General features: G+C 60.9%; 23 protein-coding genes. 14 read left to right on the forward strand and 9 right to left on the reverse strand.

Annotation, left to right across the window (positions count from 1 at the left end):
* The first annotated feature begins 31 nt into the window (after window positions 1-31).
* The 12 genes from ccoN to hemN all read left to right on the forward strand — a co-directional run bounded on the left by ccoN (window position 32) and on the right by hemN (window position 10919).
* Window positions 32-1474 (forward strand): cytochrome-c oxidase, cbb3-type subunit I, encoded by a 1443-nt coding sequence (gene ccoN / locus AC54XV_RS17550; protein WP_011268422.1) that lies wholly within the window; start codon window positions 32-34, stop codon window positions 1472-1474.
* Complete coding sequence (gene ccoO, locus AC54XV_RS17555; RefSeq protein WP_004408121.1) at window positions 1474-2082, forward strand: cytochrome-c oxidase, cbb3-type subunit II; 609 nt, start codon at window positions 1474-1476, stop codon at window positions 2080-2082. Before ccoN ends, ccoO begins: the two co-directional genes overlap by 1 nt.
* 5 nt (window positions 2083-2087) lie before the next feature.
* Window positions 2088-2279, forward strand: a complete 192-nt coding sequence (locus AC54XV_RS17560) for a CcoQ/FixQ family Cbb3-type cytochrome c oxidase assembly chaperone (protein ID WP_004408120.1) — start codon at window positions 2088-2090, stop codon at window positions 2277-2279.
* A complete protein-coding gene (ccoP, locus tag AC54XV_RS17565; RefSeq protein WP_024642994.1) occupies window positions 2276-3253 on the forward strand; it encodes a cytochrome-c oxidase, cbb3-type subunit III in 978 nt (325 codons plus the stop codon). The genes AC54XV_RS17560 and ccoP overlap by 4 nt, the downstream gene beginning before the upstream one ends.
* Before the next feature lie 125 nt (window positions 3254-3378).
* Window positions 3379-3630 (forward strand): type II toxin-antitoxin system prevent-host-death family antitoxin, encoded by a 252-nt coding sequence (locus AC54XV_RS17570; RefSeq protein ID WP_003370228.1) that lies wholly within the window; start codon window positions 3379-3381, stop codon window positions 3628-3630.
* Window positions 3630-4082, forward strand: a complete 453-nt coding sequence (locus AC54XV_RS17575) for a type II toxin-antitoxin system VapC family toxin (RefSeq protein WP_060405856.1) — start codon at window positions 3630-3632, stop codon at window positions 4080-4082. Before AC54XV_RS17570 ends, AC54XV_RS17575 begins: the two co-directional genes overlap by 1 nt.
* 64 nt (window positions 4083-4146) lie before the next feature.
* On the forward strand, window positions 4147-5559 hold the full coding sequence (ccoG, locus tag AC54XV_RS17580; RefSeq protein WP_060409360.1) for a cytochrome c oxidase accessory protein CcoG: 1413 nt from the start codon (window positions 4147-4149) through the stop codon (window positions 5557-5559).
* Window positions 5560-5569: 10 nt separating this feature from the next.
* Window positions 5570-6106: a FixH family protein gene (locus AC54XV_RS17585; RefSeq protein ID WP_004408114.1), complete on the forward strand. Its 537-nt coding sequence runs from the start codon at window positions 5570-5572 to the stop codon at window positions 6104-6106.
* A 2-nt stretch (window positions 6107-6108) separates the two neighbouring features.
* A complete protein-coding gene (locus AC54XV_RS17590; protein ID WP_240845848.1) occupies window positions 6109-8583 on the forward strand; it encodes a heavy metal translocating P-type ATPase in 2475 nt (824 codons plus the stop codon).
* The gene (gene ccoS / locus AC54XV_RS17595; RefSeq protein ID WP_004408106.1) at window positions 8562-8765 is read left to right on the forward strand and encodes a cbb3-type cytochrome oxidase assembly protein CcoS; all 204 of its coding nucleotides are present in this window, start codon (window positions 8562-8564) and stop codon (window positions 8763-8765) included. The genes AC54XV_RS17590 and ccoS overlap by 22 nt, the downstream gene beginning before the upstream one ends.
* On the forward strand, window positions 8758-9441 hold the full coding sequence (locus AC54XV_RS17600; RefSeq protein WP_004408104.1) for a sulfite exporter TauE/SafE family protein: 684 nt from the start codon (window positions 8758-8760) through the stop codon (window positions 9439-9441). Before ccoS ends, AC54XV_RS17600 begins: the two co-directional genes overlap by 8 nt.
* A gap of 95 nt (window positions 9442-9536) precedes the next feature.
* The gene (gene hemN / locus AC54XV_RS17605) at window positions 9537-10919 is read left to right on the forward strand and encodes an oxygen-independent coproporphyrinogen III oxidase (RefSeq protein WP_240851196.1); all 1383 of its coding nucleotides are present in this window, start codon (window positions 9537-9539) and stop codon (window positions 10917-10919) included.
* Between the two features lie 14 nt (window positions 10920-10933).
* Here hemN and AC54XV_RS17610 read toward each other — a convergent pair whose 3' ends face one another.
* On the reverse strand, window positions 10934-11401 hold the full coding sequence (locus AC54XV_RS17610; RefSeq protein ID WP_024640094.1) for a chemotaxis protein: 468 nt from the start codon (window positions 11399-11401) through the stop codon (window positions 10934-10936).
* A gap of 152 nt (window positions 11402-11553) precedes the next feature.
* On the opposite strand from AC54XV_RS17610, the gene fnr reads away from it, so the two are divergent.
* Both fnr and AC54XV_RS17620 read left to right on the forward strand, forming a co-directional pair.
* Window positions 11554-12288: a fumarate/nitrate reduction transcriptional regulator Fnr gene (fnr, locus tag AC54XV_RS17615; protein WP_004408100.1), complete on the forward strand. Its 735-nt coding sequence runs from the start codon at window positions 11554-11556 to the stop codon at window positions 12286-12288.
* 61 nt (window positions 12289-12349) lie between these two features.
* On the forward strand, window positions 12350-12898 hold the full coding sequence (locus AC54XV_RS17620; protein ID WP_003412368.1) for an adenine phosphoribosyltransferase: 549 nt from the start codon (window positions 12350-12352) through the stop codon (window positions 12896-12898).
* A gap of 419 nt (window positions 12899-13317) precedes the next feature.
* On the opposite strand, the gene AC54XV_RS17625 is transcribed toward AC54XV_RS17620, so the two are convergent.
* The 8 genes from AC54XV_RS17625 to AC54XV_RS17660 all read right to left on the reverse strand — a co-directional run bounded on the left by AC54XV_RS17625 (window position 13318) and on the right by AC54XV_RS17660 (window position 21187).
* Window positions 13318-13719: a DUF2802 domain-containing protein gene (locus tag AC54XV_RS17625; protein ID WP_003316837.1), complete on the reverse strand. Its 402-nt coding sequence runs from the start codon at window positions 13717-13719 to the stop codon at window positions 13318-13320.
* Window positions 13720-14199: a chemotaxis protein CheW gene (locus AC54XV_RS17630; RefSeq protein ID WP_003370201.1), complete on the reverse strand. Its 480-nt coding sequence runs from the start codon at window positions 14197-14199 to the stop codon at window positions 13720-13722.
* Window positions 14200-14256: 57 nt separating this feature from the next.
* Window positions 14257-15159 (reverse strand): CheW domain-containing protein, encoded by a 903-nt coding sequence (locus AC54XV_RS17635; RefSeq protein WP_011268431.1) that lies wholly within the window; start codon window positions 15157-15159, stop codon window positions 14257-14259.
* 75 nt (window positions 15160-15234) lie between these two features.
* Complete coding sequence (locus AC54XV_RS17640; protein ID WP_003316833.1) at window positions 15235-16023, reverse strand: ParA family protein; 789 nt, start codon at window positions 16021-16023, stop codon at window positions 15235-15237.
* A 45-nt stretch (window positions 16024-16068) separates the two neighbouring features.
* The gene (gene motD, locus AC54XV_RS17645; RefSeq protein ID WP_004408098.1) at window positions 16069-16956 is read right to left on the reverse strand and encodes a flagellar motor protein MotD; all 888 of its coding nucleotides are present in this window, start codon (window positions 16954-16956) and stop codon (window positions 16069-16071) included.
* 6 nt (window positions 16957-16962) lie between these two features.
* A complete protein-coding gene (locus tag AC54XV_RS17650; protein ID WP_003436124.1) occupies window positions 16963-17703 on the reverse strand; it encodes a flagellar motor protein in 741 nt (246 codons plus the stop codon).
* Window positions 17703-18863, reverse strand: coding sequence for a protein-glutamate methylesterase/protein-glutamine glutaminase (locus AC54XV_RS17655; protein ID WP_004408097.1), 1161 nt, complete (start codon window positions 18861-18863; stop codon window positions 17703-17705). Before AC54XV_RS17655 ends, AC54XV_RS17650 begins: the two co-directional genes overlap by 1 nt.
* A 50-nt stretch (window positions 18864-18913) precedes the next feature.
* Window positions 18914-21187, reverse strand: coding sequence for a chemotaxis protein CheA (locus AC54XV_RS17660; protein WP_058399422.1), 2274 nt, complete (start codon window positions 21185-21187; stop codon window positions 18914-18916).
* Window positions 21188-21195 lie beyond the last annotated feature (8 nt).

Here is a 21195-nt window from a genome sequence, read left to right on the forward strand (position 1 = left end):
GCGGTAACCCTCTGAATCGTGGAAGTCTGCAATGAGCACAACAATCAGTCCGACAACCTACAACTACACCGTGGTGCGCCAGTTTGCCATCATGACCGTGGTCTGGGGTGTGGTCGGCATGAGCCTGGGCGTGTTCATTGCTTCGCAGCTGGTCTGGCCAGGGCTGAACCTGGAACTTGAATGGACCACCTTCGGGCGCCTGCGCCCGCTGCACACCAATCTGGTGATCTTCGCTTTCGGCGGCTGCGCGCTGTTCGCCACCTCCTATTACGTGGTGCAACGCACTTGCCAGACGCGGCTGATTTCCGATGGTCTGGCGGCCTTCACCTTCTGGGGCTGGCAGGCCGTGATCGTCGGCGCCATCGTCACGCTGCCGATGGGCTACACCACCACCAAGGAATATGCCGAGCTCGAATGGCCGGTGGCGATTCTGCTGGCCATTGTCTGGGCCGCCTACGCTGCGGTGTTTTTCGGCACCATCGTCAAACGCCGGACCCGGCATATCTATGTCGCCAACTGGTTCTACGGCGCGTTCATCGTGGTGACCGGCATGCTGCACATCGTCAACCATATCTCGTTGCCGGTCAGCCTGTTCAAATCCTATTCGGCGTATGCCGGCGCCACCGACGCCATGATCCAGTGGTGGTACGGACACAATGCCGTCGGTTTTTTCCTGACCACCGGTTTTCTCGGCATGATGTATTACTTCGTGCCCAAGCAGGCCGAGCGCCCGGTCTACTCCTATCGTTTGTCCATCGTGCACTTCTGGGCATTGATCACCCTGTATATCTGGGCCGGTCCGCACCATCTGCACTACACCGCCCTGCCAGACTGGGCGCAGTCGCTGGGCATGGTGATGTCGATCATTCTGCTGGTGCCCAGCTGGGGCGGGATGATCAACGGCATGATGACGCTGTCAGGCGCGTGGCATAAGTTGCGGACCGATTCGGTACTGCGCTTTCTGGTGGTCTCGCTGGCGTTCTATGGCATGTCGACCTTCGAAGGTCCGATGATGGCAATCAAGACCGTCAACTCGCTTTCGCACTACACGGACTGGACCATCGGCCATGTCCACGCCGGGGCACTGGGCTGGGTCGCGATGATTACCATCGGGTCGGTCTACCACATGATTCCGAAACTCTATGCCCGCCCGCATATGTACAGCGTCAGCCTGATCAACACGCACTTCTGGCTCGCGACCGTCGGCACCGTGCTGTACATCACCTCGATGTGGGTCAATGGCATCACCCAGGGCCTGATGTGGCGCGCAGTGAACGACGACGGCACGCTGACCTACTCCTTCATCGAAACCATGCAGGCCAGCCACCTGGGCTATATAGTGCGGGCTATCGGCGGCGCGATTTTCACCAGCGGCATGTTGCTGATGGCCTACAACGTGGTGCGTACGATACGTGCCTCGGACCCGCAGGCAGCCGAATCAGCCACCCGTATCGCCGTCGCGGGAGCGCATTGATGAAGCATGATGCGCTCGAAAAAAACATCGGCCTGCTGGCCTTCTTCATGGTGATTGCCGTGAGCATCGGCGGGCTGACGCAGATCGTCCCGCTGTTCTTTCAGGACGTCACCAACCAGCCTGTCGAGGGCATGAAGCCGCGCAGCGCGCTTGAGGTGGAAGGCCGTGATGTGTTCATCGCCAACGGCTGCGTCGGTTGCCACTCGCAGATGATCCGCCCGTTGCGAGCCGAAACCGAGCGCTACGGGCATTACTCGGTGGCGGGCGAAAGCGTCTGGGACCACCCCTTCCTGTGGGGCTCCAAACGCACCGGGCCGGACCTGGCAAGGATCGGCGGTCGCTACTCGGACGAGTGGCACCGGGTACACCTGAACAACCCGCGCGACCTGGTCCCGACCTCGATCATGCCGGCCTACCCGTTTCTGGCCGAGAAGACCATCGACAGCACGCAGACTGCGAAAAAGCTGCAGGTGCTGCGCACCCTCGGCACCCCGTACACCGACGCGGATATCGCCGGTGCAGCGGCTGCGGTGCAGGGCAAGACCGAAATGGACGCGCTGGTGGCCTATCTGCAAGGCCTTGGCACGCTCATCAAGAGCAAACGGTGATCATGATGGACATCGGAATGATTCGAGGCCTTGGCACACTGGTCGTGATGGTGGCGTTCATCGGCCTGATGCTGTGGGTGTTCAGCCCTGCCCGCAAGGCAGACTTCGACGACGCGACCCTGCTGCCTTTCGCGGATGACCCCGAGGCCATCGGCAAGGTCGAAACTGCCAGGGCTGAACGGGAAGGCCGGTCATGAGTACGTTCTGGAGCCTGTACATCGCGGTCCTGACCCTGGGCACCATCATCGCCATGCTCTGGCTGCTGCTGTCCACACGCAAAGGTCAGCCCGACGAACCGACAGATGAAACCGTCGGCCATACGTTCGACGGTATCGAGGAATACGACAACCCGCTGCCCAGATGGTGGTTCTATCTGTTCCTGGCGACCATCGTCTTTGCGCTGGGCTATCTGCTCCTGTACCCGGGGCTGGGCAACTGGCAGGGGTTGCTGCCCGGTTATGAATACCGGGACCAGGACAGCAAGACGCAATTCTCCGACGGCCAGCAAGGCTGGACCAGTGTCCATGAATGGGAGCGGGAAGTCGCAAACGCCGAGGCCCGTTATGGGCCGCTGTTTGCCAGGTACGCGGCCATGCCCGTCGAGGAAGTGGCCAAAGACCCGCAGGCGTTGAAAATCGGTGCACGTCTGTTCGCGTCCAACTGCTCGGTCTGCCACGGCTCTGACGCGAAAGGCGCCTATGGCTTTCCCAACCTGACCGATGCCGACTGGCGCTGGGGCGGCGATGCCCAGTCGATCAAGACCTCCATTCTTGCAGGCCGTATGGGCGTGATGCCAGCCCTGGGCGGCGTGCTCGGCGAACAGGGTGTTCGCGATGTGGCGGCCTACGTGCTGACGCAGCTGGACGCGCGCGCACTACCGGAGGATGCCAAGGCTGACCCGGTGGCCGGACAGAAGACCTTCACCAGCCTGTGCGTGGCCTGTCATGGTCCAGAGGGCAAGGGAATGCCGATTCTCGGCGCACCGGATCTGACCCACCCCAACGCGTTTATCTACGGTTCCAGCTACGCTCAGTTGCAGCAGACCATACGTGATGGCCGCCAGGGCCAGATGCCTGCTCAGCAAGCACTGCAAGGCAATGACCGGGTTCACATTCTGGCTGCCTATGTTTACAGCCTGTCCCGCCAAGAGCAGCCTGCTGAATCCAGATGACAGGGCTCCGCTCAGTCCATGGTTGTTGCAGTCTGAAACAACAAATTCGTTGTAGTTACATCTCTACATAACTAGACTCGTTCACGACCACAATACGCTGTCTACTCATTCCGGAAGTCGCGCACATGCCCACTACCCTCTCCAGCCGTGAATTCAATCAGGACACCAGCGGGGCCAAGAAGGCGGCTAATGAAGGCCCGGTGTTCATTACCGACCGAGGCCGCCCGGCCCATGTGCTGCTTTGCATCGAGGATTACCTGAAGCTGACCGGCAGTGCGGCAAGCATCGCCGACATGCTGATAATGCCCACTGACATCGATATCGAGTTCGAGCCTCAGCGCGCCGTGATCACGCCCCGACAGGTTGATCTGTCCTGATGTTCCTGCTCGACACCAACGTGGTTTCAGAGCTCAGAAAGCGCACTGCAGACGCCAATGTGCTGCGCTGGTCGCGAACACAAATGGCCTCCAGCCTGTTCATCTCGTCCATCACGATTCTTGAACTCGAAACAGGTATCCTGCGCATCGAACGCCGCGACCCGACACAAGGCGCAATATTGCGAATGTGGCTCGACCAGCATGTATTGAAGGCGTTCGCCGGGCGTATCCTGACCGTCGACACTCAAGTCGCTAGGCGCTGCGCTCAACTGCATGTTCCCGACTCGCGCAGCGAATGCGATGCGTTGATCGCTGCCACTGCGCTGGTGCATGGCATGACCGTAGTCACACGCAACACAATGGACTTTCAGTCGTGCGGGGTCGCGCTGCTCAATCCCTGGGTCAGCCAGTTGAATGAAGAAGCGGCCGTTTATTCACGTGCAGCACGTTGAACGCGGATGTGAACCTCCCTGACCTGTATCGGCCGGGGTCAGGCTACCGCCACTGGACTCATCGATGACCAAGCAGATTCCAGTACACGACATCACCCCGGCATCCGAAACAGGCGGCGAATTCACCGACCTCTATGCTTCGCGCGAGAAGATCCAGACCCGCGCGTTCAAAGGCCTGTTTCGAAACGTGCGGATGCTCGGCGGCGCCCTGTTGCTGCTGATCTTTTTCGGCACGGTCTGGCTGAATCGCAGCGGGCATCAGGCGGTCTGGTGGAACCTGCCGGAACGCAAGTTCTACATCTTCGGTGCAACGTTCTGGCCGCAGGATTTCATCCTCTTGTCCGGCATTCTGATCGTTGCAGCGTTCGGGCTGTTCTTCATCACCGTCTACGCCGGACGGGTCTGGTGTGGCTATACCTGCCCGCAGAGTGTCTGGACCTGGATCTTCATGTGGTGCGAGAAAGTCACCGAGGGCGACCGCAACCAGCGCATCAGGCTCGACCATGCCCCGATGAGTACCGACAAAATGCTGCGCAAGTGTGCCAAGCACAGCCTGTGGCTGCTGATCGGGTTTGCCACCGGCATGACCTTCGTGGGTTATTTTTCTCCCATCCGCGCGCTGTGCGTGGATCTGTTCACGGGCCAGGCGGATGGCTGGGCCTATTTCTGGGTCGGTTTCTTTACCTTGGCCACTTACCTTAATGCCGGCTGGCTGCGCGAGCAGGTATGCATTTACATGTGTCCCTATGCGCGGTTCCAGAGCGTGATGTTCGACAAGGACACGCTGATCATCTCCTACGACCAGAATCGTGGCGAAGCCCGAGGTCCGCGCAAGAAGGAGGCCGATCCTCAGGCACTGGGGCTGGGTGACTGCATCGACTGCACGATGTGCGTGCAGGTCTGCCCGACCGGCATCGACATTCGTGACGGCCTGCAGGTGGAGTGCATCAGCTGTGCGGCGTGCGTCGATGCCTGCGATACGGTCATGGACAAGATGGATTACCCTCGCGGCCTGATTCGCTACACCACCGAACACAATCTGTCCGGGCAACGCACCCGCACCCTGCGCCCGCGTCTGATCGGTTATGCGCTGGTCCTGCTGCTGATGATTGCGCTGTTGACCGCGGCGTTCTGCATGCGCACGCTGGTGGGTCTGGAGGTCAGCAAGGACCGCATGCTGTTCCGGGAAAACGCCGAAGGCCGGATCGAGAACGTCTACAGCCTGAAAGTGATGAACAAGGATCAGGTGGACCACGCCTATGTGCTGCAGGCAAGCGGCCTGCCCGACCTGAAACTGCAGGGCCGTCGGGAAATCAGCGTTCCGGCGGGCGAAATCATCAGCCTGCCGGTGGAGCTGTCCAGTGCGCCGGAAAAACTGCCGTCGCACAGCAACGAGGTCACCTTTACCCTCAAGGACATCGACAGCGATACGCAGGTCGAGACCCGAAGCCGCTTCCTCGGCCCACCTATTCGTTAAGAGCCCCGTCATGCCCGCTGCGACTGCTGCAAGCCCTTGGTACCGGCATCTCTGGCCATGGATCATCATCGCCATCCTCACCGGCTCGGTGACCTTGAGCCTGTCGATGGTGTTCATCGCCGTGACCCACCCGGACCCGCTGGTTACCGACAACTATTACGAGGCCGGCAAAGGCATCAATCGCTCGTTGAATCGCGAAGTGCTCGCCCAGACCCTCAAACTGTATGCGCGTCTGCACATGGATGAGCTGACCGGTGAAGTCGGGCTGCGCCTGAGCGGCAACAGCAACCCGGAGCGTCTGGAACTCAACCTCATTTCGCCCACCCGCCCTGACAGTGATCGCCGGGTGTTCCTGAGCCGCAGCCCCTCCGAACCGGGCCGTTACATCGGTCAGTTGCAGGACAAGGTCAATGGTCGGCGTTTTGTGGAACTGCTGGGTGTCGAAGGCGAGCAGACCTGGCGCCTGTTCGAGGAAGAACAGATTGGCAGTGACGACGTGACCCTCGGTGACGAACCCCTGCAAGCCGCGCAACGCCGGAAAGACTGAACGTGGCCAGGCCCTCCTCTCCCGCGCCGCTGCACTGCTACCACTGCGGTTTGCCGGTCCCGGCGGGCAGCCATTTCAACGCTGTAGTGCTCGGTGCATCCCGACGGCTGTGCTGCCCCGGTTGTCAGGCAGTGACCGAAGCCATCGTTGCGAGCGGTCTGGACAACTATTACCGCCATCGCAGTGAAACCTCGGCCAACCCGGAAAGCCTGCCCAGCCAATTGCTCGATGAACTGGCGCTCTACGACCGCCCCGACGTACAGGCGCCATTCGTGCGCCACGACGGCGACCTCTCAGAGGCCACGCTGCTTGTCGAAGGCATCAGTTGCGCGGCCTGCGGCTGGCTGATCGAGCAACGCCTGGGGCGGCTGCCTGCGGTGGCCGAAGCGCGTATGAACCTGTCCACTCATCGCCTGCTGGTGCGCTGGAACGCCGACCAGCTTGCCCTCAGCCAATTGCTCAACGAACTGCACGCGATTGGCTATGTCGCCCATCCATGGCAGGCCGACCGCGCTGCCGAACGCATGGCGAGTGACAATCGCCTGGCGTTGCGACAACTGGGCGTCGCCGGCCTGCTGTGGTTTCAGGCCATGATGGCAACCATGGCCACCTGGCCGGAGTTCAATATCGATCTCAGCCCGCAGATGCACACCATCCTGCGCTGGGTGGCGCTGTTTCTGACCACGCCGATCGTCTTCTACAGTTGCGCACCGTTCTTTCGCGGTGCCTTGCGCGACCTGCGCAGCCGCCACCTGACAATGGATGTGTCGGTGTCGCTGGCAATAGGCGCGGCCTACGCCGCAGGGATCTGGACCGCTGTCACCGGCGCTGGCGAACTGTATGTCGATGCCGTCGGCATGTTTGCACTGTTCCTGCTGGCCGGCCGCTACCTGGAGCGCCGGGCCCGCGAGCGCACGGCGGCGGCCACCGCCCAACTGGTCAACGTGCTGCCCGCCTCATGCCTGCGCCTCAGCGATGACGGCCAGAGCCAGCGCATCATGCTCAGCGAGCTGCACCTGGCTGACCGGGTGCTGGTGCAGCCCGGTGCAGTGATACCGGCTGATGGCAAAATCCTCGAAGGCCGCTCCAGTGTCGACGAGTCGCTGTTGACCGGCGAATACCTGCCACAGATGCGCAGTGTGGGCGATGCGGTCACCGCAGGAACGCTGAATGTCGAAAGCCCGCTGACCATCGGCGTGACGGCGCTGGGTCACGAAACCCGCCTTTCGGCCATTGTCCGACTGCTCGAACGTGCTCAGGCAGAAAAACCCCGACTCGCGCAGATCGCCGACCGGGCGGCACAGACCTTTCTGCTGTTATCGCTGATCGCAGCTGCGCTGATCGGGGTGATCTGGTGGCAGTTGGACGCATCGCGCGCGGTCTGGATCGTACTGGCCATGCTCGTCGCCACCTGCCCTTGCGCACTGTCGCTGGCGACGCCGACCGCCTTGACTGCGGCGACCGGCACTCTGCACAGACTCGGCCTGCTGCTGACCCGAGGTCACGTGCTCGAAGGCCTCAACCAGATCGACACGGTCATCTTCGACAAGACCGGCACCCTGACCGAAGGACGCCTGACGCTGCGCAGCATTCACCCATTGCGCGAGCTGGACGCCAATCGCTGCCTGGAGCTGGCGGCCGCCCTGGAAAACCGCTCCGAGCACCCCATCGCCCGCGCTTTCGGTCGAGCGCCGAGAGCTGCCGAGGAGGTGCTCAGCACACCGGGGCTGGGTCTGCAAGGTCGTGTTGACGGGCATCTGCTGCGCATCGGCGAGGCGGCTTTCGTCTGTGCGCTGAGCGGCGCTGAAACGCCCTTGCCAGCTGAAAGATCCGGCCAATGGCTGTTGCTGGGCGATGCGCAGGGCCCACTCGCATGGCTGGTGCTGGACGACCGGCTGCGCGAGGATGCAGCCATCCTGTTACACGCATGCCGGGCGCGAGGCTGGAAAACGCTGCTGTTGTCCGGTGACAGCTCGCCGATGGTTGGCAGTATCGGGCAGGCGCTGGGCATCGACGATGCGCGTGGCGGCATGCGCCCGGACGATAAGCTGGAGGTGCTGCGCCAGCTTCAGGCTCAGGGGCGCAAAGTGCTGATGATCGGTGACGGGGTGAACGACGTACCGGTCATGGCAGCAGCCGACATCAGCGTGGCGATGGGCTCGGCCACCGACCTCGCCAAAACCAGCGCTGACGCCGTGCTGCTGTGCAACCGCTTGCCGGTGCTGATCGACGCCCTGAATCTGGCCCGCCGCACGCGTAGCGTCATTATCGAAAACCTGCTCTGGGCCGGTCTGTACAATGGCCTCATGCTGCCCTTCGCGGCGCTGGGCTGGATCACTCCGGTGTGGGCGGCGATCGGCATGTCGCTCAGTTCGCTGACTGTGGTGCTCAACGCCTTGCGCCTGACCCGCCTGTCGCGTCGTGCGCCTGTCTCCCCATCTGCCCCGGAGGTTTCATGCCCGCGCTTTACATCATGATCCCTGCCGCTCTGCTGCTGGTGGGCGTGGCGATCTACGTGTTCTTCTGGGCAGTGGACAGCGGCCAGTACGACGACATGGAAGGTCCGGCACACAGCATATTGTTCGATGACACGCCGCCTGTGGAACATGTCCCGCCTGAGCCTCCCCAGTCGGGCGCGGACGAGAAACGCGATGTTTGAACTTGCTTCGATGCTGTTCTCGGCATTCATTCTCGGGCTGCTGGGCGGTGGTCACTGCCTGGGTATGTGTGGCGGCCTGATGGGTGCCCTGACGCTGGCCATCCCCAAAGAACAGCGCAGCCGCCGGTTTCGTCTGCTGCTGGCCTACAACCTGGGGCGCATTCTCAGCTACGGCGTTGCCGGCGTGTGTTCCGGACTGGTCGGCTGGGCGGTCGCGCAAAGTCCGCTGGCGACAGGCCTGCGCATCGTCGCCGCCGTGTTGCTGATCATGATGGGGTTGTACCTGGCCGGCTGGTGGAGCGGACTGACCTATATAGAGCGCCTTGGCCGAGGCCTGTGGCGTTATTTGCAACCCCTGGCCAGTCGCCTGTTGCCGGTGTCCAGTGTGCCGCGCGCCTTGTTGCTCGGCGCCCTGTGGGGCTGGCTGCCCTGCGGGCTGGTCTACAGCGCCCTGCTGTGGGCCGCCAGCCAGGGCAATCCTCTCGACAGCGCGCTGCTGATGCTGGCCTTCGGGCTGGGCACCTGGCCCGTGCTGCTGGCCACCGGCCTGGCTGCCGAACGCACCACGGCCTTGCTGCGCAAACGTGGTGTGCGCATGGCGGGAGGGCTGCTGGTGATAGTCTTCGGTATCTGGACCTTGCCAGGCCCGCATCAGCATTGGCTGATGGGGCATTGAGGCCGGTAACTCTTGCCATTTGATCCACATCAACGCCGCCCCTCGGCCTCCTGCGTATGCTCGCGACATCGCCAGCCGGACCGGGAAACGCGCGCATGCTTGACGCCATTCGTTGGGATTCAGACCTGATCCATCGCTACGATGTGGCAGGACCGCGCTACACGTCCTATCCGACAGCGGTGCAGTTTCATACCCAAGTGGGTGCCTTCGAGCTGCTGCACGCGCTACGCGAAAGCCGCAAGGCGTCACGTCCGTTGTCGCTCTACGTGCATCTGCCCTTCTGCGCGAATATTTGCTACTACTGCGCCTGCAACAAAGTCGTCACCAAGGATCGCGGACGCGCTCAGGCCTACCTGCAACGGCTCGAGCACGAGATACAAATGCTCGCCTGTCACCTGGCGCCCGGTCAGGTGGTGGAGCAACTGCACCTGGGCGGCGGTACGCCGACCTTTCTCAGCCATGCTGAACTGCGCCGCTTGATGGCGCAGTTGCGCTTGCATTTCAATCTGCTGGAAGACGACTCCGGCGACTATGGCATCGAGATCGATCCTCGCGAAGCGGACTGGTCGACGATGGGGCTGCTGCGCGAGCTGGGTTTCAACCGGGTCAGCCTGGGCGTTCAGGACCTCGACCCGACGGTGCAGCGGGCGATCAACCGCATGCAGAGCCTGGAAGAGACCCGCGCGATTGTTGAAGCAGCGCGCACGCTGCAATTTCGTTCGGTGAATATTGATCTGATCTACGGTCTGCCCGCGCAAAACCCGCAGACCTTCAGCCACACCGTGGACAAGGTCATCGATCTGCAGCCTGATCGGCTGTCGGTGTTCAACTATGCGCATCTGCCCGAGCGCTTCATGCCGCAGCGGCGCATCGACGCGGCGGATCTGCCGGATGCAGCGAGCAAACTGCTGATGCTGCAGCGCACCGTCGAACAATTGGGCAACGCCGGCTATCGCTACATCGGCATGGACCATTTCGCCCTGCCCGACGACGAGCTGGCCACCGCCCAGGAAGACCTGACCCTGCAGCGCAACTTTCAGGGCTATACCACGCATGGCCACTGCGATCTGATCGGGCTGGGGGTTTCGGCCATCAGCCAGGTCGGCAAGCTGTACAGCCAGAACAGCAGCGACCTGAGCGAATATTCAAGGCTGCTGGACAGCGATCAGCCCGCAACCAAACGCGGCCTGCTCTGCAACGATGACGACCGCATCAGGCGCGCGATCATTCAGCAGTTGATCTGCCACTTCACACTGGAGTTCGGCGAGATCGAAAAGACTTTCCGCATCGATTTCAGGGACTATTTCCGCGATGCGTGGCCGCAACTGCTTGGCATGGCCAGCGACGGGCTGATTACGCTGAGCGAGACGGGCATTGAAGTCAGACCGGCGGGCCGACTGCTGGTGCGCGCTGTGTGCATGGTCTTCGATGCCTACCTGACCCGGCAGAACAGACAGCAGTTCTCTCGGGTGATATGACCCGTTGCCAAGTGCTACATTTTGGCCAGAACCAGCATGCCCGCCTTGGTCTTGTCGCCGTCACTGGAGCCCAGGCTGTTCATGAGCGACGACAGATCGGCCGTGGAATTGCTCACCTGCGCCTGCAACGTGCTGAGCACGGTCTGTAGCGCCGCCGCCTTGGTCCTGCGCTCCTCGGGGCTCAGGCTGGGGTCATTCAGGGCCTTCTGGATCTGCTCCATGGTCTCCTCGATCCTGCGCTGAAGTTCGCGAATCGCCTTGAGGATCTTCTGCACGGAAGCCGGCAGGCCGCTCTGCTCGATATCAGCGTTTCTGGAAGACGATGACGCAGCCGCCTTGCCTTCTGCCGACAAATTGACCTGTACGCCCTTTGTCTCGCTCGCCGACGTCTCGGCAGTGCTTTGCCCGGCGCTACTGTAGGTGGTCTGCGAGGTCGCAGTGCGGATCGTAATGCTGTTGATCAACGGGAGTGTCGTTGACATGACGAGGCATCCTGGCTTGGCTGAAGGAATACGGGGTTATCGGCAGGCAACCTGAAACCTTGACGACGCCGACAGGTTTGCAGGCTGGCCCCGACAAGCCTGGGTGAGTTACCCTTACGGCTTATGTGTGATTTCCCACAAGGAATTAAGTGATGTCCGAGCCAGTCAAGTTGCGCGCTCAAACCCAGGCTCACTGCAAGGATTGCAGTCTCGCGCCGTTGTGCCTGCCCCTTTCGTTAAATACCGAAGACATGGACTGCCTTGACCAGATCGTCAAACGCGGCCGGCCACTGAAGAAAGGCGAGTTTCTGTTTCGCCAGGGTGACACCTTCGAGTCGGTCTACGCGGTGCGTTCCGGGGCGTTGAAAACCTTCAATATCAGTGACAGCGGTGAAGAACAGCTCACCGGCTTTCACCTGCCCAGCGAACTGGTAGGCATGTCCGGCATGGACGCCGAGGCTTACCCGGTCTCGGCGCAGGCACTGGAAACCACATCGGTCTGCGAAATCCCTTTCGAGCGCCTGGACGAGCTGTCCGTAAGACTGCCGCAACTGCGTCGGCAGTTGATGCGCGTCATGAGCCGTGAGATCCGTGACGATCAGCAAATGATGCTGCTGCTGTCGAAAAAGACCGCCGATGAGCGTATCGCCACGTTTCTGATCAATCTGTCTGCACGCTTTCGCGCCAGAGGCTTTTCGGCCAATCAGTTCCGCCTGAGCATGTCGCGCAATGAAATCGGTAATCACCTGGGTCTGGCAGTCGAGACGGTGTCCCGTGTATTTACCCGATTCCAGCAAAATCAGCTGATTTCTGCCGAGGGCAAAGAGATACACATCCTCGACCCCATCGAGCTGTGTGCGCTGGCTGGCGGGTCGATGCAAAGCTGAAACGTGCGATCTTTGGCGGGTCGGCTTAAACTGTCGGCCAAAACTGCCATGGAACCCCCTGATGACTTTCGATCAATCGAACTTCAAATCCCTCATCCGCCCGGTCGTGGACTTCCCCAAGCCGGGTGTGGTCTTCCGTGATATCACGCCGCTCTTCCAGTCGCCCAAGGCCACCCGTCAGGTGATTGACAGCTTCGTGCAGCGCTACATCGATGCCGAATTCAGCCACATCGGCGTGATGGACGCGCGGGGTTTTCTGATCGGTTCGGTGGTCGCGTATCAGCTGAACAAGCCGCTGGTGCTGTTTCGCAAACAAGGCAAGCTGCCCGCCGATGTACTGTCCGAGGCGTATCAGACCGAATACGGCGAAGCGTATCTGGAAGTGCATGCCGACAGTCTGTGCGAAGGCGACTCGGTCGTCATGTTCGATGACCTCATCGCGACGGGAGGCACGCTGATTGCCGCCGCCAACCTGATCCGCCGTATGGGTGCCGAAGTGTATGAGGCCGCTGCGATTATCGACCTGCCGGAACTGGGCGGCTCCAAGCGTCTTAACGACCTGAAGATCCCGACGTTCTGCCTGACCGAGTTTGCGCTGGACGAGCAGTAACGGCACAGGCACGAGAGTTACAGGTTCCAAACGGTCCAGCGCTCACGGCTATCGTAAATGCGCTTTTTTATCGCGATGGCACTGACGACGCAGAGTGCGACGTAAGTGACGGCTGAGTCCTGGCGCTGATCCGGGGGTAGCCTGGCAGGACGCCAGGCTAGCCGCACCGCGCCATGGATGGCGCGTTGCGGCGACCCCCGGATCAGTGACAGGGCGAAGGAACCCGACGAAGTCGGGCCGGAAACAGGAGCGAAGGACTTTGCTCACTTTGGTCCCTCAAAGTGAGTCGCCGAGGGGCGAAAAGGTGACTTGAGTCGAACCCCAATCTACCTGACATCACAGAACCACTGTGTGACGCGGAGCGTCACGAACTGCATTCCCACGCGGAGCATGGGAACGATAGCCATCCGAACGAGAAATTAGCTCGCTGTATTGCCGTGCAGTTTGGTCATCAGTTGCGCTTCGGCCTGGGTCAGGCCGCAGGACTGGGTCAGCTCATCGATACTGGCACCCATGCCGACCAGACGGGCGGCCTGGGCGAAGGACAGCGTGGAGGGATCGCGCTGCTCCAGCGCAGTGAGCTTGTCCGGTAACGGCGCAACGACGGCACGCAGCTCATGCAACGCTTCGCCCATGCGCACCGTACCGTTCTGGTAGTTGTCCAGGCGTCTGGCCAACTCCTTGATCCGCTGATCCCGCAAGGCAGCCGCCTCATCACGCTCGGCGTCGAGCTTGCGCTGACGCCTGGTATGGGCCAGGAACATAAACAGGGTGACAACCCAGAGAATGCCCAGAAAGACGACAGCTACCTCAAAGATCAATCAGATGTTCTCCAGCTCGGACCACTCTTCTTCGGACATCATTTTGTCCAGTTCAACCAGAATCAACAGCTCGCCGTTCTTGTTGCAAACGCCCTGAATGAACTTGGCCGATTCGTCGTTACCGACGTTAGGCGCAGTTTCAACTTCTGACTGACGCAAGTAAACCACTTCAGCCACGCTATCGACCAGGATACCGACCACTTGCTTGTCGGCTTCGATGATCACGATACGCGTATTGTCGCTGACTTCAACCGGGGCCAGGCCAAAACGCTGACGGGTATCGATCACGGTCACGACATTACCGCGCAGGTTGATGATGCCCAATACGTAGCTTGGCGCACCCGGCACCGGGGCGATTTCAGTGTAGCGCAGCACTTCCTGCACCTGCATTACGTTGATGCCGTAGGACTCGTTATCCAGGCGGAACGTGACCCATTGCAGAATAGGATCTTCGGAACCTTGTGCAGACGACTTATTCATAACCCCAACCCCTCACGTGTGTTCTTTGCAGGTGATGCCACTGGCATCGACCCATGATTATTTCGACTTGTTCAACTGCTTGACCGCGCCACTGGCTATCAGCTCGGCCAACTCTGCAACATCCAGCAACGCGCACATGTGCTCGATGACCGTACCCGCCAGCCATGGACGATGACCTCGCTGCGCGCGCCATTTGATCTCGTTCGGATCAAGACGCAACGAACGGCTGACCTGATGCACCGCCAGCCCCCACTCGTACCCCTGCACCGAAATCACGTACTGCAATCCCTGGCGAAAATCGTCGCGGTAGCGATCAGGCATGATCCAGCGCGCGGTATCCAACACTTTCAGGTTGCCTGCCTGGCACGGCAGGATCCCGAGAAACCAGTCCGGCTGACCGAACAGCGGCGTCAGCTCCTGCCCCGCCAGCGGATAAATCGACCCCAGGCACACCAGCGGCACCGCCAGTGTCAGACCGGCCACATCGAACAACAGGCATTCGAACGGCTCGGCAGCCCATGCCGGACGACCATCGCTGGTCGGCGGTGGCGTCGGAGTGCGCTGGGCTGCCAGCGTGCTCAACTCGGCGACAGGTTCCACCAGCGCAACGGTGGGCACTGCCTCTTCAACCTGAGCCACGTCAACCTGCACCGCTTCGGCAACGATCACCGGAGCGACTTCAACCACTGGCGCAGGCGCTGCGACCTGTACCTCGACAGCCACCGCAGCCGGTGCGGCGACCGCGACCGCCAGCGGTTTGATCTGCGCCTGCATCCGCGCATCAAAGGCCTGCTCTTCGAGCACAGCCGCCTGAAATTCATCGATGCTGCTGACGGGCTCTTCGAGCACTTCAGTCGCGTCGTACAGCAATGCGTCCAGATAGGACTGCAAAGCCATTTTGGGTCTCGTTGCTACTTCTACAGGGCGGTTCATACCGGGGCCCAACAAAAAATGGAGCATGTGCAGCCTGATAGAGTTATCGGCCGCATTGAGGCATCACTTGAGCAAACAATGTAGAAAGAGTAGGCGTTCACGTCAGGCCACCTGCGCATTGAGCTGCTCGGCGAGCATATGCTTGAGCAATGCCCGGTAAGCGATCACACCACGACTCTTGCTGTCGTTCTGCGACGGCGTAAGACCCAGACGGCTGGCATCGCGCAGTCGGGTATCGACCGGCACATAGGCTTGCCAGACATGCTCGGGGAAGCTGTCACGCAACAGTTTCAAGGTGCCCATCGAGGCCTGGGTACGGCGGTCGAACAAGGTCGGCACGATGGTGTAAGGCAGCGGCACCTTGCGCGAACGGTTGATCATGGTCAGCGTATTGACCATGCGCTCCAGACCTTTCACGGCCAGAAACTCGGTCTGCACCGGAATCGCCAGTTGCTGGCTGGCCGCCAGTGCATTGACCATGAGAACGCCCAGCAGCGGCGGACTGTCGATCAACGCATAGTCAAAATCCTGCCACAACTGAGCCAGGCTTTTCGCGACAACCAGGCCCAGGCCGCTCTGGCCGGGTGACTGGCGTTCCAGCGTGGCGAGTGCAGTGCTGGACGGTATCAGCGAGATACGTTTGTCGCTGGTAGGCAGCAGCAACTGGCCGGGAAGACCGTCCGGCACCGCGCCCTTATGCAGGAACAGATCGAAAGCACTGTGTTCCAGCTCGTCCGGGTTATGCCCGAAATAACTGGTCATGGAGCCGTGAGGGTCCAGATCGACCACCACCACGCGCTTGCCTGAATCGGCCAGCAAACCGGCCAGGGCAATGGTCGTGGTGGTCTTTCCGACTCCACCTTTCTGGTTGGCTACTGCCCAGACTCTCATTAATTGTTTTCCTTCCGTACAGCGACGACCATACCGATACGATGTTTAGGGGGCGGGTGACGGAGAATTGACGGCGTTCGCGCGTACCGGCGGCTTTGCTGGCACCGGTGCAGTTTGTGTGCCAGCACGCCGCAATGCAGCATCCGGCTGCACATTGGCCGATCCGGCGCTGGTCAGGCTGCGGCGAATATCCAGATTCCGGGAGATAACCAGCACTACACGGCGGTTCTTGGCGCGTCCGGCGGTGCTGGTGTTGGGAACGATCGGCTGAAACTCACCGTAGCCCACCGAGGCGAGTCGCGCCGGATTGACGCCGTCCATGGCCAGCATGCGCACAATGCTGGCAGAACGCGCCGAAGACAGTTCCCAGTTGGTCGGAAACTGTGCAGTACTGATCGGCTGGTCGTCGGTAAAACCCTCGACATGGATCGGGTTGTCAAAGCGTTTGACGATCCCGGCGACCTTTTCAATGATGGTGAAGGCCTTGTCGCTGGGCATCGCATCGCCGCTGCCGAAAAGCATGCTGGAGTTAAGCTCGATCTCGATCCACAGTTCGTTGCCGCGCACAGTCATCTGGTCGGACTTGATCAGGTCACCGAAGGCATCGCGCACGTCCTGGGCGATGGTCTGCAACGGGTCATCGGACGCCTGACCTATGCCGGCGTCAGTCTGCTCGCTGTCCTTGACCAGCGGCTCGGCGGGCTTGATCGAGACCGGGCGCTGCTCACCAATGGGGATCGGCTTCATGGTGCGCTCGGTGTCGTTGAACACGCCGACCAATGCCTGGGACAGAATCTTGTACTTGCCTTCGTTGACCGAGGAAATCGAGTACATCACCACGAAAAACGCGAACAGTAAGGTAATGAAGTCGGCATACGACACCAGCCAGCGTTCGTGATTTTCGTGTTCTTCGACCTGACGACGGCGAGCCATGCGCTGTTACTCCATGAAGCCTTGCAGCTTGAGTTCGATGGAGCGCGGGTTTTCACCCTCGGCGATGGACAAAAGACCTTCAAGCAACATTTCGCGATAGCGCGCCTGACGGTGGGCAATGGCCTTGAGCTTGTTCGCCACTGGCAGAAGGATCAGGTTGGCCATGGCCACGCCATAGATCGTGGCGACAAAGGCCACCGCAATACCGCTGCCCAGTTGACTGGGGTCAGCCAGGTTGCCCATGACATGAATCAGGCCCATGACTGCGCCGATGATACCCACGGTCGGCGCGTAGCCGCCCATGCTTTCGAATACTTTCGCAGCCTGAATATCGCGGGTTTCCTGAGTGATGAAATCCACTTCGAGAATGCTGCGAATCGCTGCCGGCTCGGCACCATCGACCAACAGTTGCAAACCTTTGCGGGCATAACCGTCGGGCTCGGAATCGGCTACGGTTTCCAGACCCAGCAAGCCCTCTTTGCGGGCAGTCATGCTCCAGCCGATGACCCGGTCGACACCACCGGGCAGGTCGATACGTGGCGGGAAAATGATCCAGTGGATGATCTTCATGGCACGCATGAACGCGCTCATCGGCGACTGCAACAGCGAAGCACCGAGCGTACCGCCCAGCACGATCAGCGCCGCCGGGCCATTGAGCAAGGCACCGAGGTGCCCGCCTTCGAGAAAATTGCCACCAATGATTGCGACAAACGCCAGAATCAGACCGATAAGACTCAGTACATCCATCAGAGACAAGCCTCTACCAGGTGCCGACCGATGTCGTCGAGACTGTAGATCGCGTCCGCAAGCTCAGCCTTGACGATGGCCATCGGCATGCCATAAATCACGCAGCTCGCTTCATCCTGAGCCCACACGGTACTGCCGGCCTGCTTGAGCAGACGCGCGCCCTCACGGCCGTCAGCGCCCATGCCGGTCAAGACCACCGAAAGCACCTTGTCGCCGTAGGACTTGGCGGCAGAGCCAAAGGTGATGTCGACACAGGGCTTGTAATTGAGGCGCTCGTCGCCCGGCAGAATCTTCACCGTACCGCGTCCGTCAACCATCATCTGCTTGCCACCCGGCGCCAGCAGCGCCAGACCAGGACGCAATACGTCGCCGTCTTCGGCTTCCTTGACGCTGATCTTGCACAGCTTGTCGAGACGCTCGGCAAATGCCTTGGTAAACGCCGCAGGCATGTGCTGAATCAGCACCAGTGGTGCCGGGAAATTGGCTGGCAGTTGGGTCAGCACCCGTTGCAGCGCAACCGGGCCGCCCGTTGAGGTGCCGATGGCCACCAGCTTGTAGGCCTTGCGCTTGGCCGTGCCGGAAGTCGTCGGGTGCGCCGGCGCATGACTGGCCGGGGCGGCTGGAGCCGCAGCAGGTGTCGCAGTGCGTGACGGCACCGCCCTGGCAGGTGCCGGGGCTGGCGCAGAGGCGCGGCTGGACAACGTCGACGGCGCCGGCGCGGCCGGAGCTGCACTGGCTGAACCGAACCCGCTGGAACGACGGTTGCTGCGTGAAATACTGTTGATTTTCTCGCACAGCAGTTGCTTGACCTTCTGCGGATTGCGCGAGATATCTTCGAAATTCTTGGGCAGAAAATCCACCGCACCGGCATCAAGAGCATCCAGCGTCACGCGCGCACCTTCGTGCGTCAGCGACGAGAACATCAATACCGGGGTGGGGATACGCTGCATGATATGGCGAACTGCCGTAATGCCATCCATCATCGGCATTTCGTAGTCCATGGTGATGACATCCGGCTTGAGCGCCAGCGCCTGCTCAATCGCTTCCTTGCCGTTGGTGGCGGTGCCGACCACTACAATGTTGGGGTCCGAAGAAAGAATTTCCGTAACGCGGCGGCGGAAAAAACCGGAATCATCCACCACCAGGACCTTGACTGCCATAAACACTCCAATAGGTGTCGCAGGCAGCCAGGCTGCCCGCAACCCCGGGTTCAGATACGCCGTGCGGCGTAACGCTTGAGCATGCTGGGTACATCGAGAATCAAGGCGATGCGACCGTCACCGGTGATGGTGGCGCCCGACATGCCCGGCGTACCTTGCAGCATCTTGCCCAGCGGTTTGATAACCACTTCTTCCTGACCAACCAGTTGATCGACGACAAAGCCGATGCGCTGGGTACCGACTGTGAGGATCACCACGTGCCCTTCGCGCTGCTCCTCGTGAGCCGCTGAACTGACCAGCCAGCGCTTGAGGTAGAACAGCGGCAAGGCCTTGTCACGTACGATCACTACTTCCTGGCCATCAACCACGTTGGTAGTCGACAGGTTCAGGTGGAAGATTTCGTTGACGTTGACCAGCGGGAAAGCGAAGGCCTGGTTGCCCAGCATCACCATCAGGGTCGGCATGATCGCCAGGGTCAGCGGCACCTTGATGACGATCTTCGAACCCTGGCCCTTGGTCGAGTAGATATTGATCGAACCGTTGAGCTGGGAGATCTTGGTCTTGACCACGTCCATGCCCACACCGCGACCCGACACATCGGAAATCTCGGTCTTGGTCGAGAAACCCGGCGCGAAGATCAGGTTGTAGCAGTCGGTGTCACTCAACCGATCGGCTGCATCCTTGTCCATGACGCCACGCTTCACAGCAATGGAGCGCAGGACGTTAGGGTCCATGCCCTTGCCGTCATCGGAGATCGACAGCAGGATATGGTCGCCCTCCTGCTCTGCCGAAAGGATTACCCGACCGCCGCGGGATTTGCCCGTGGCTTCGCGCTCTTCCGGCGTTTCGATACCGTGGTCGACCGCGTTACGCACCAAGTGGACCAGCGGATCGGCAAGCGCCTCTACGAGGTTCTTGTCGAGGTCGGTCTCTTCACCGACCAGTTCCAGGTTGATCTCTTTCTTGAGCTGACGAGCCAGGTCACGAACCAGACGCGGAAAACGACCGAAGACCTTCTTGATCGGCTGCATGCGGGTTTTCATCACCGCAGTCTGCAGATCGGCAGTCACCACATCCAGGTTGGAAACTGCCTTGGACATGGCTTCATCGCCGCTGTTGAGACCCAACCGCACCAGGCGGTTACGCACCAGAACCAGCTCGCCGACCATGTTCATGATCTCGTCCAGTCGGGCGGTATCGACACGAACCGTGGTTTCAGCCTCTGTAGCCACCGGCTTTTCGCCGCTGGGTGCAGGAGCGCGCGCAGCGGCCGGAGCCGCAGCGGGTTTGGCCGGCTCGGCTTTCGCAGCAGGCGCCGGAGCAGGCTTGGCAACAGGAGGCGGCGGTGGCGGAGCAGCCGCTGCGGCTGCCGGAGCAGGCGCCTTGGCAACAATCGCCTCAGGCTCGAACTTGCCCTTGCCGTGCAATTCGTCGAGCAGGCTTTCGAATTCGTGATCGGTGATTTCGTCCGATGCAGCCGCAGCAGCGGGTGCCTTGGCAGCAACGGCTACAGGTGCCGCAGCTACGGGAGCCGCTACAGCGCCATCAAACGAGCCTTTGCCGTGCAGTTGATCGAGCAACGCTTCGAATTCGTCGTCGGTGATTTCATCACTGGCAGGCGCTGCACTGCCCTGCGCCACAGGTGCAGGGGCCGGAGCGGTTGCGGCATCGGCCGCAAATTTGCCCTTGCCATGCAGCTGATCAAGCAGGGATTCAAATTCCTGATCGGTGATCTCATCACCCGCCGGCGCAGCCGCTGCTGCTGGCGTCTGTGCAGGCGCTGCAGACACCGGGCTGGAGCCGTGCAGCGAATCGAGCAACTGCTCGAATTCATCATCGGTAATCTCGTCGCCAGCCGCCGGTTCTGCAACCGGAGCAGCAGCCTGTACTTCAACCACCGGCTCCGGCTCAGGGGCAACGGCCTCGTCGGCGGATTGTGGCTCGGCCAGCCGCGCAAGTGCGGCCAGCAGTTCTGGCGTCGCCGGGGTTACGTCAGTCCGTTCACGTACCTGACCAAACATGCTGTTGACGGTGTCCAGTGCTTCCAGGACCACGTCCATCAGTTCGGAATCAACGCGACGTTCACCCTTGCGCAGGATGTCGAACACGTTTTCGGCGATGTGGCAGCACTCCACCAGCTCATGGAGCTGGAGGAAGCCGGCGCCCCCTTTTACAGTGTGAAAACCGCGAAAAATTGCATTGAGCAGGTCAGCATCATCCGGTCGGCTTTCCAGCTCGACCAATTGCTCTGACAACTGCTCCAGAATTTCGCCGGCCTCTACCAGAAAATCCTGAAGGATTTCTTCATCGGCGCCGAAGCTCATGGGGTGCT

It is taken from the genome of Pseudomonas fragariae (ex Marin et al. 2024) (genome assembly GCF_059621105.1).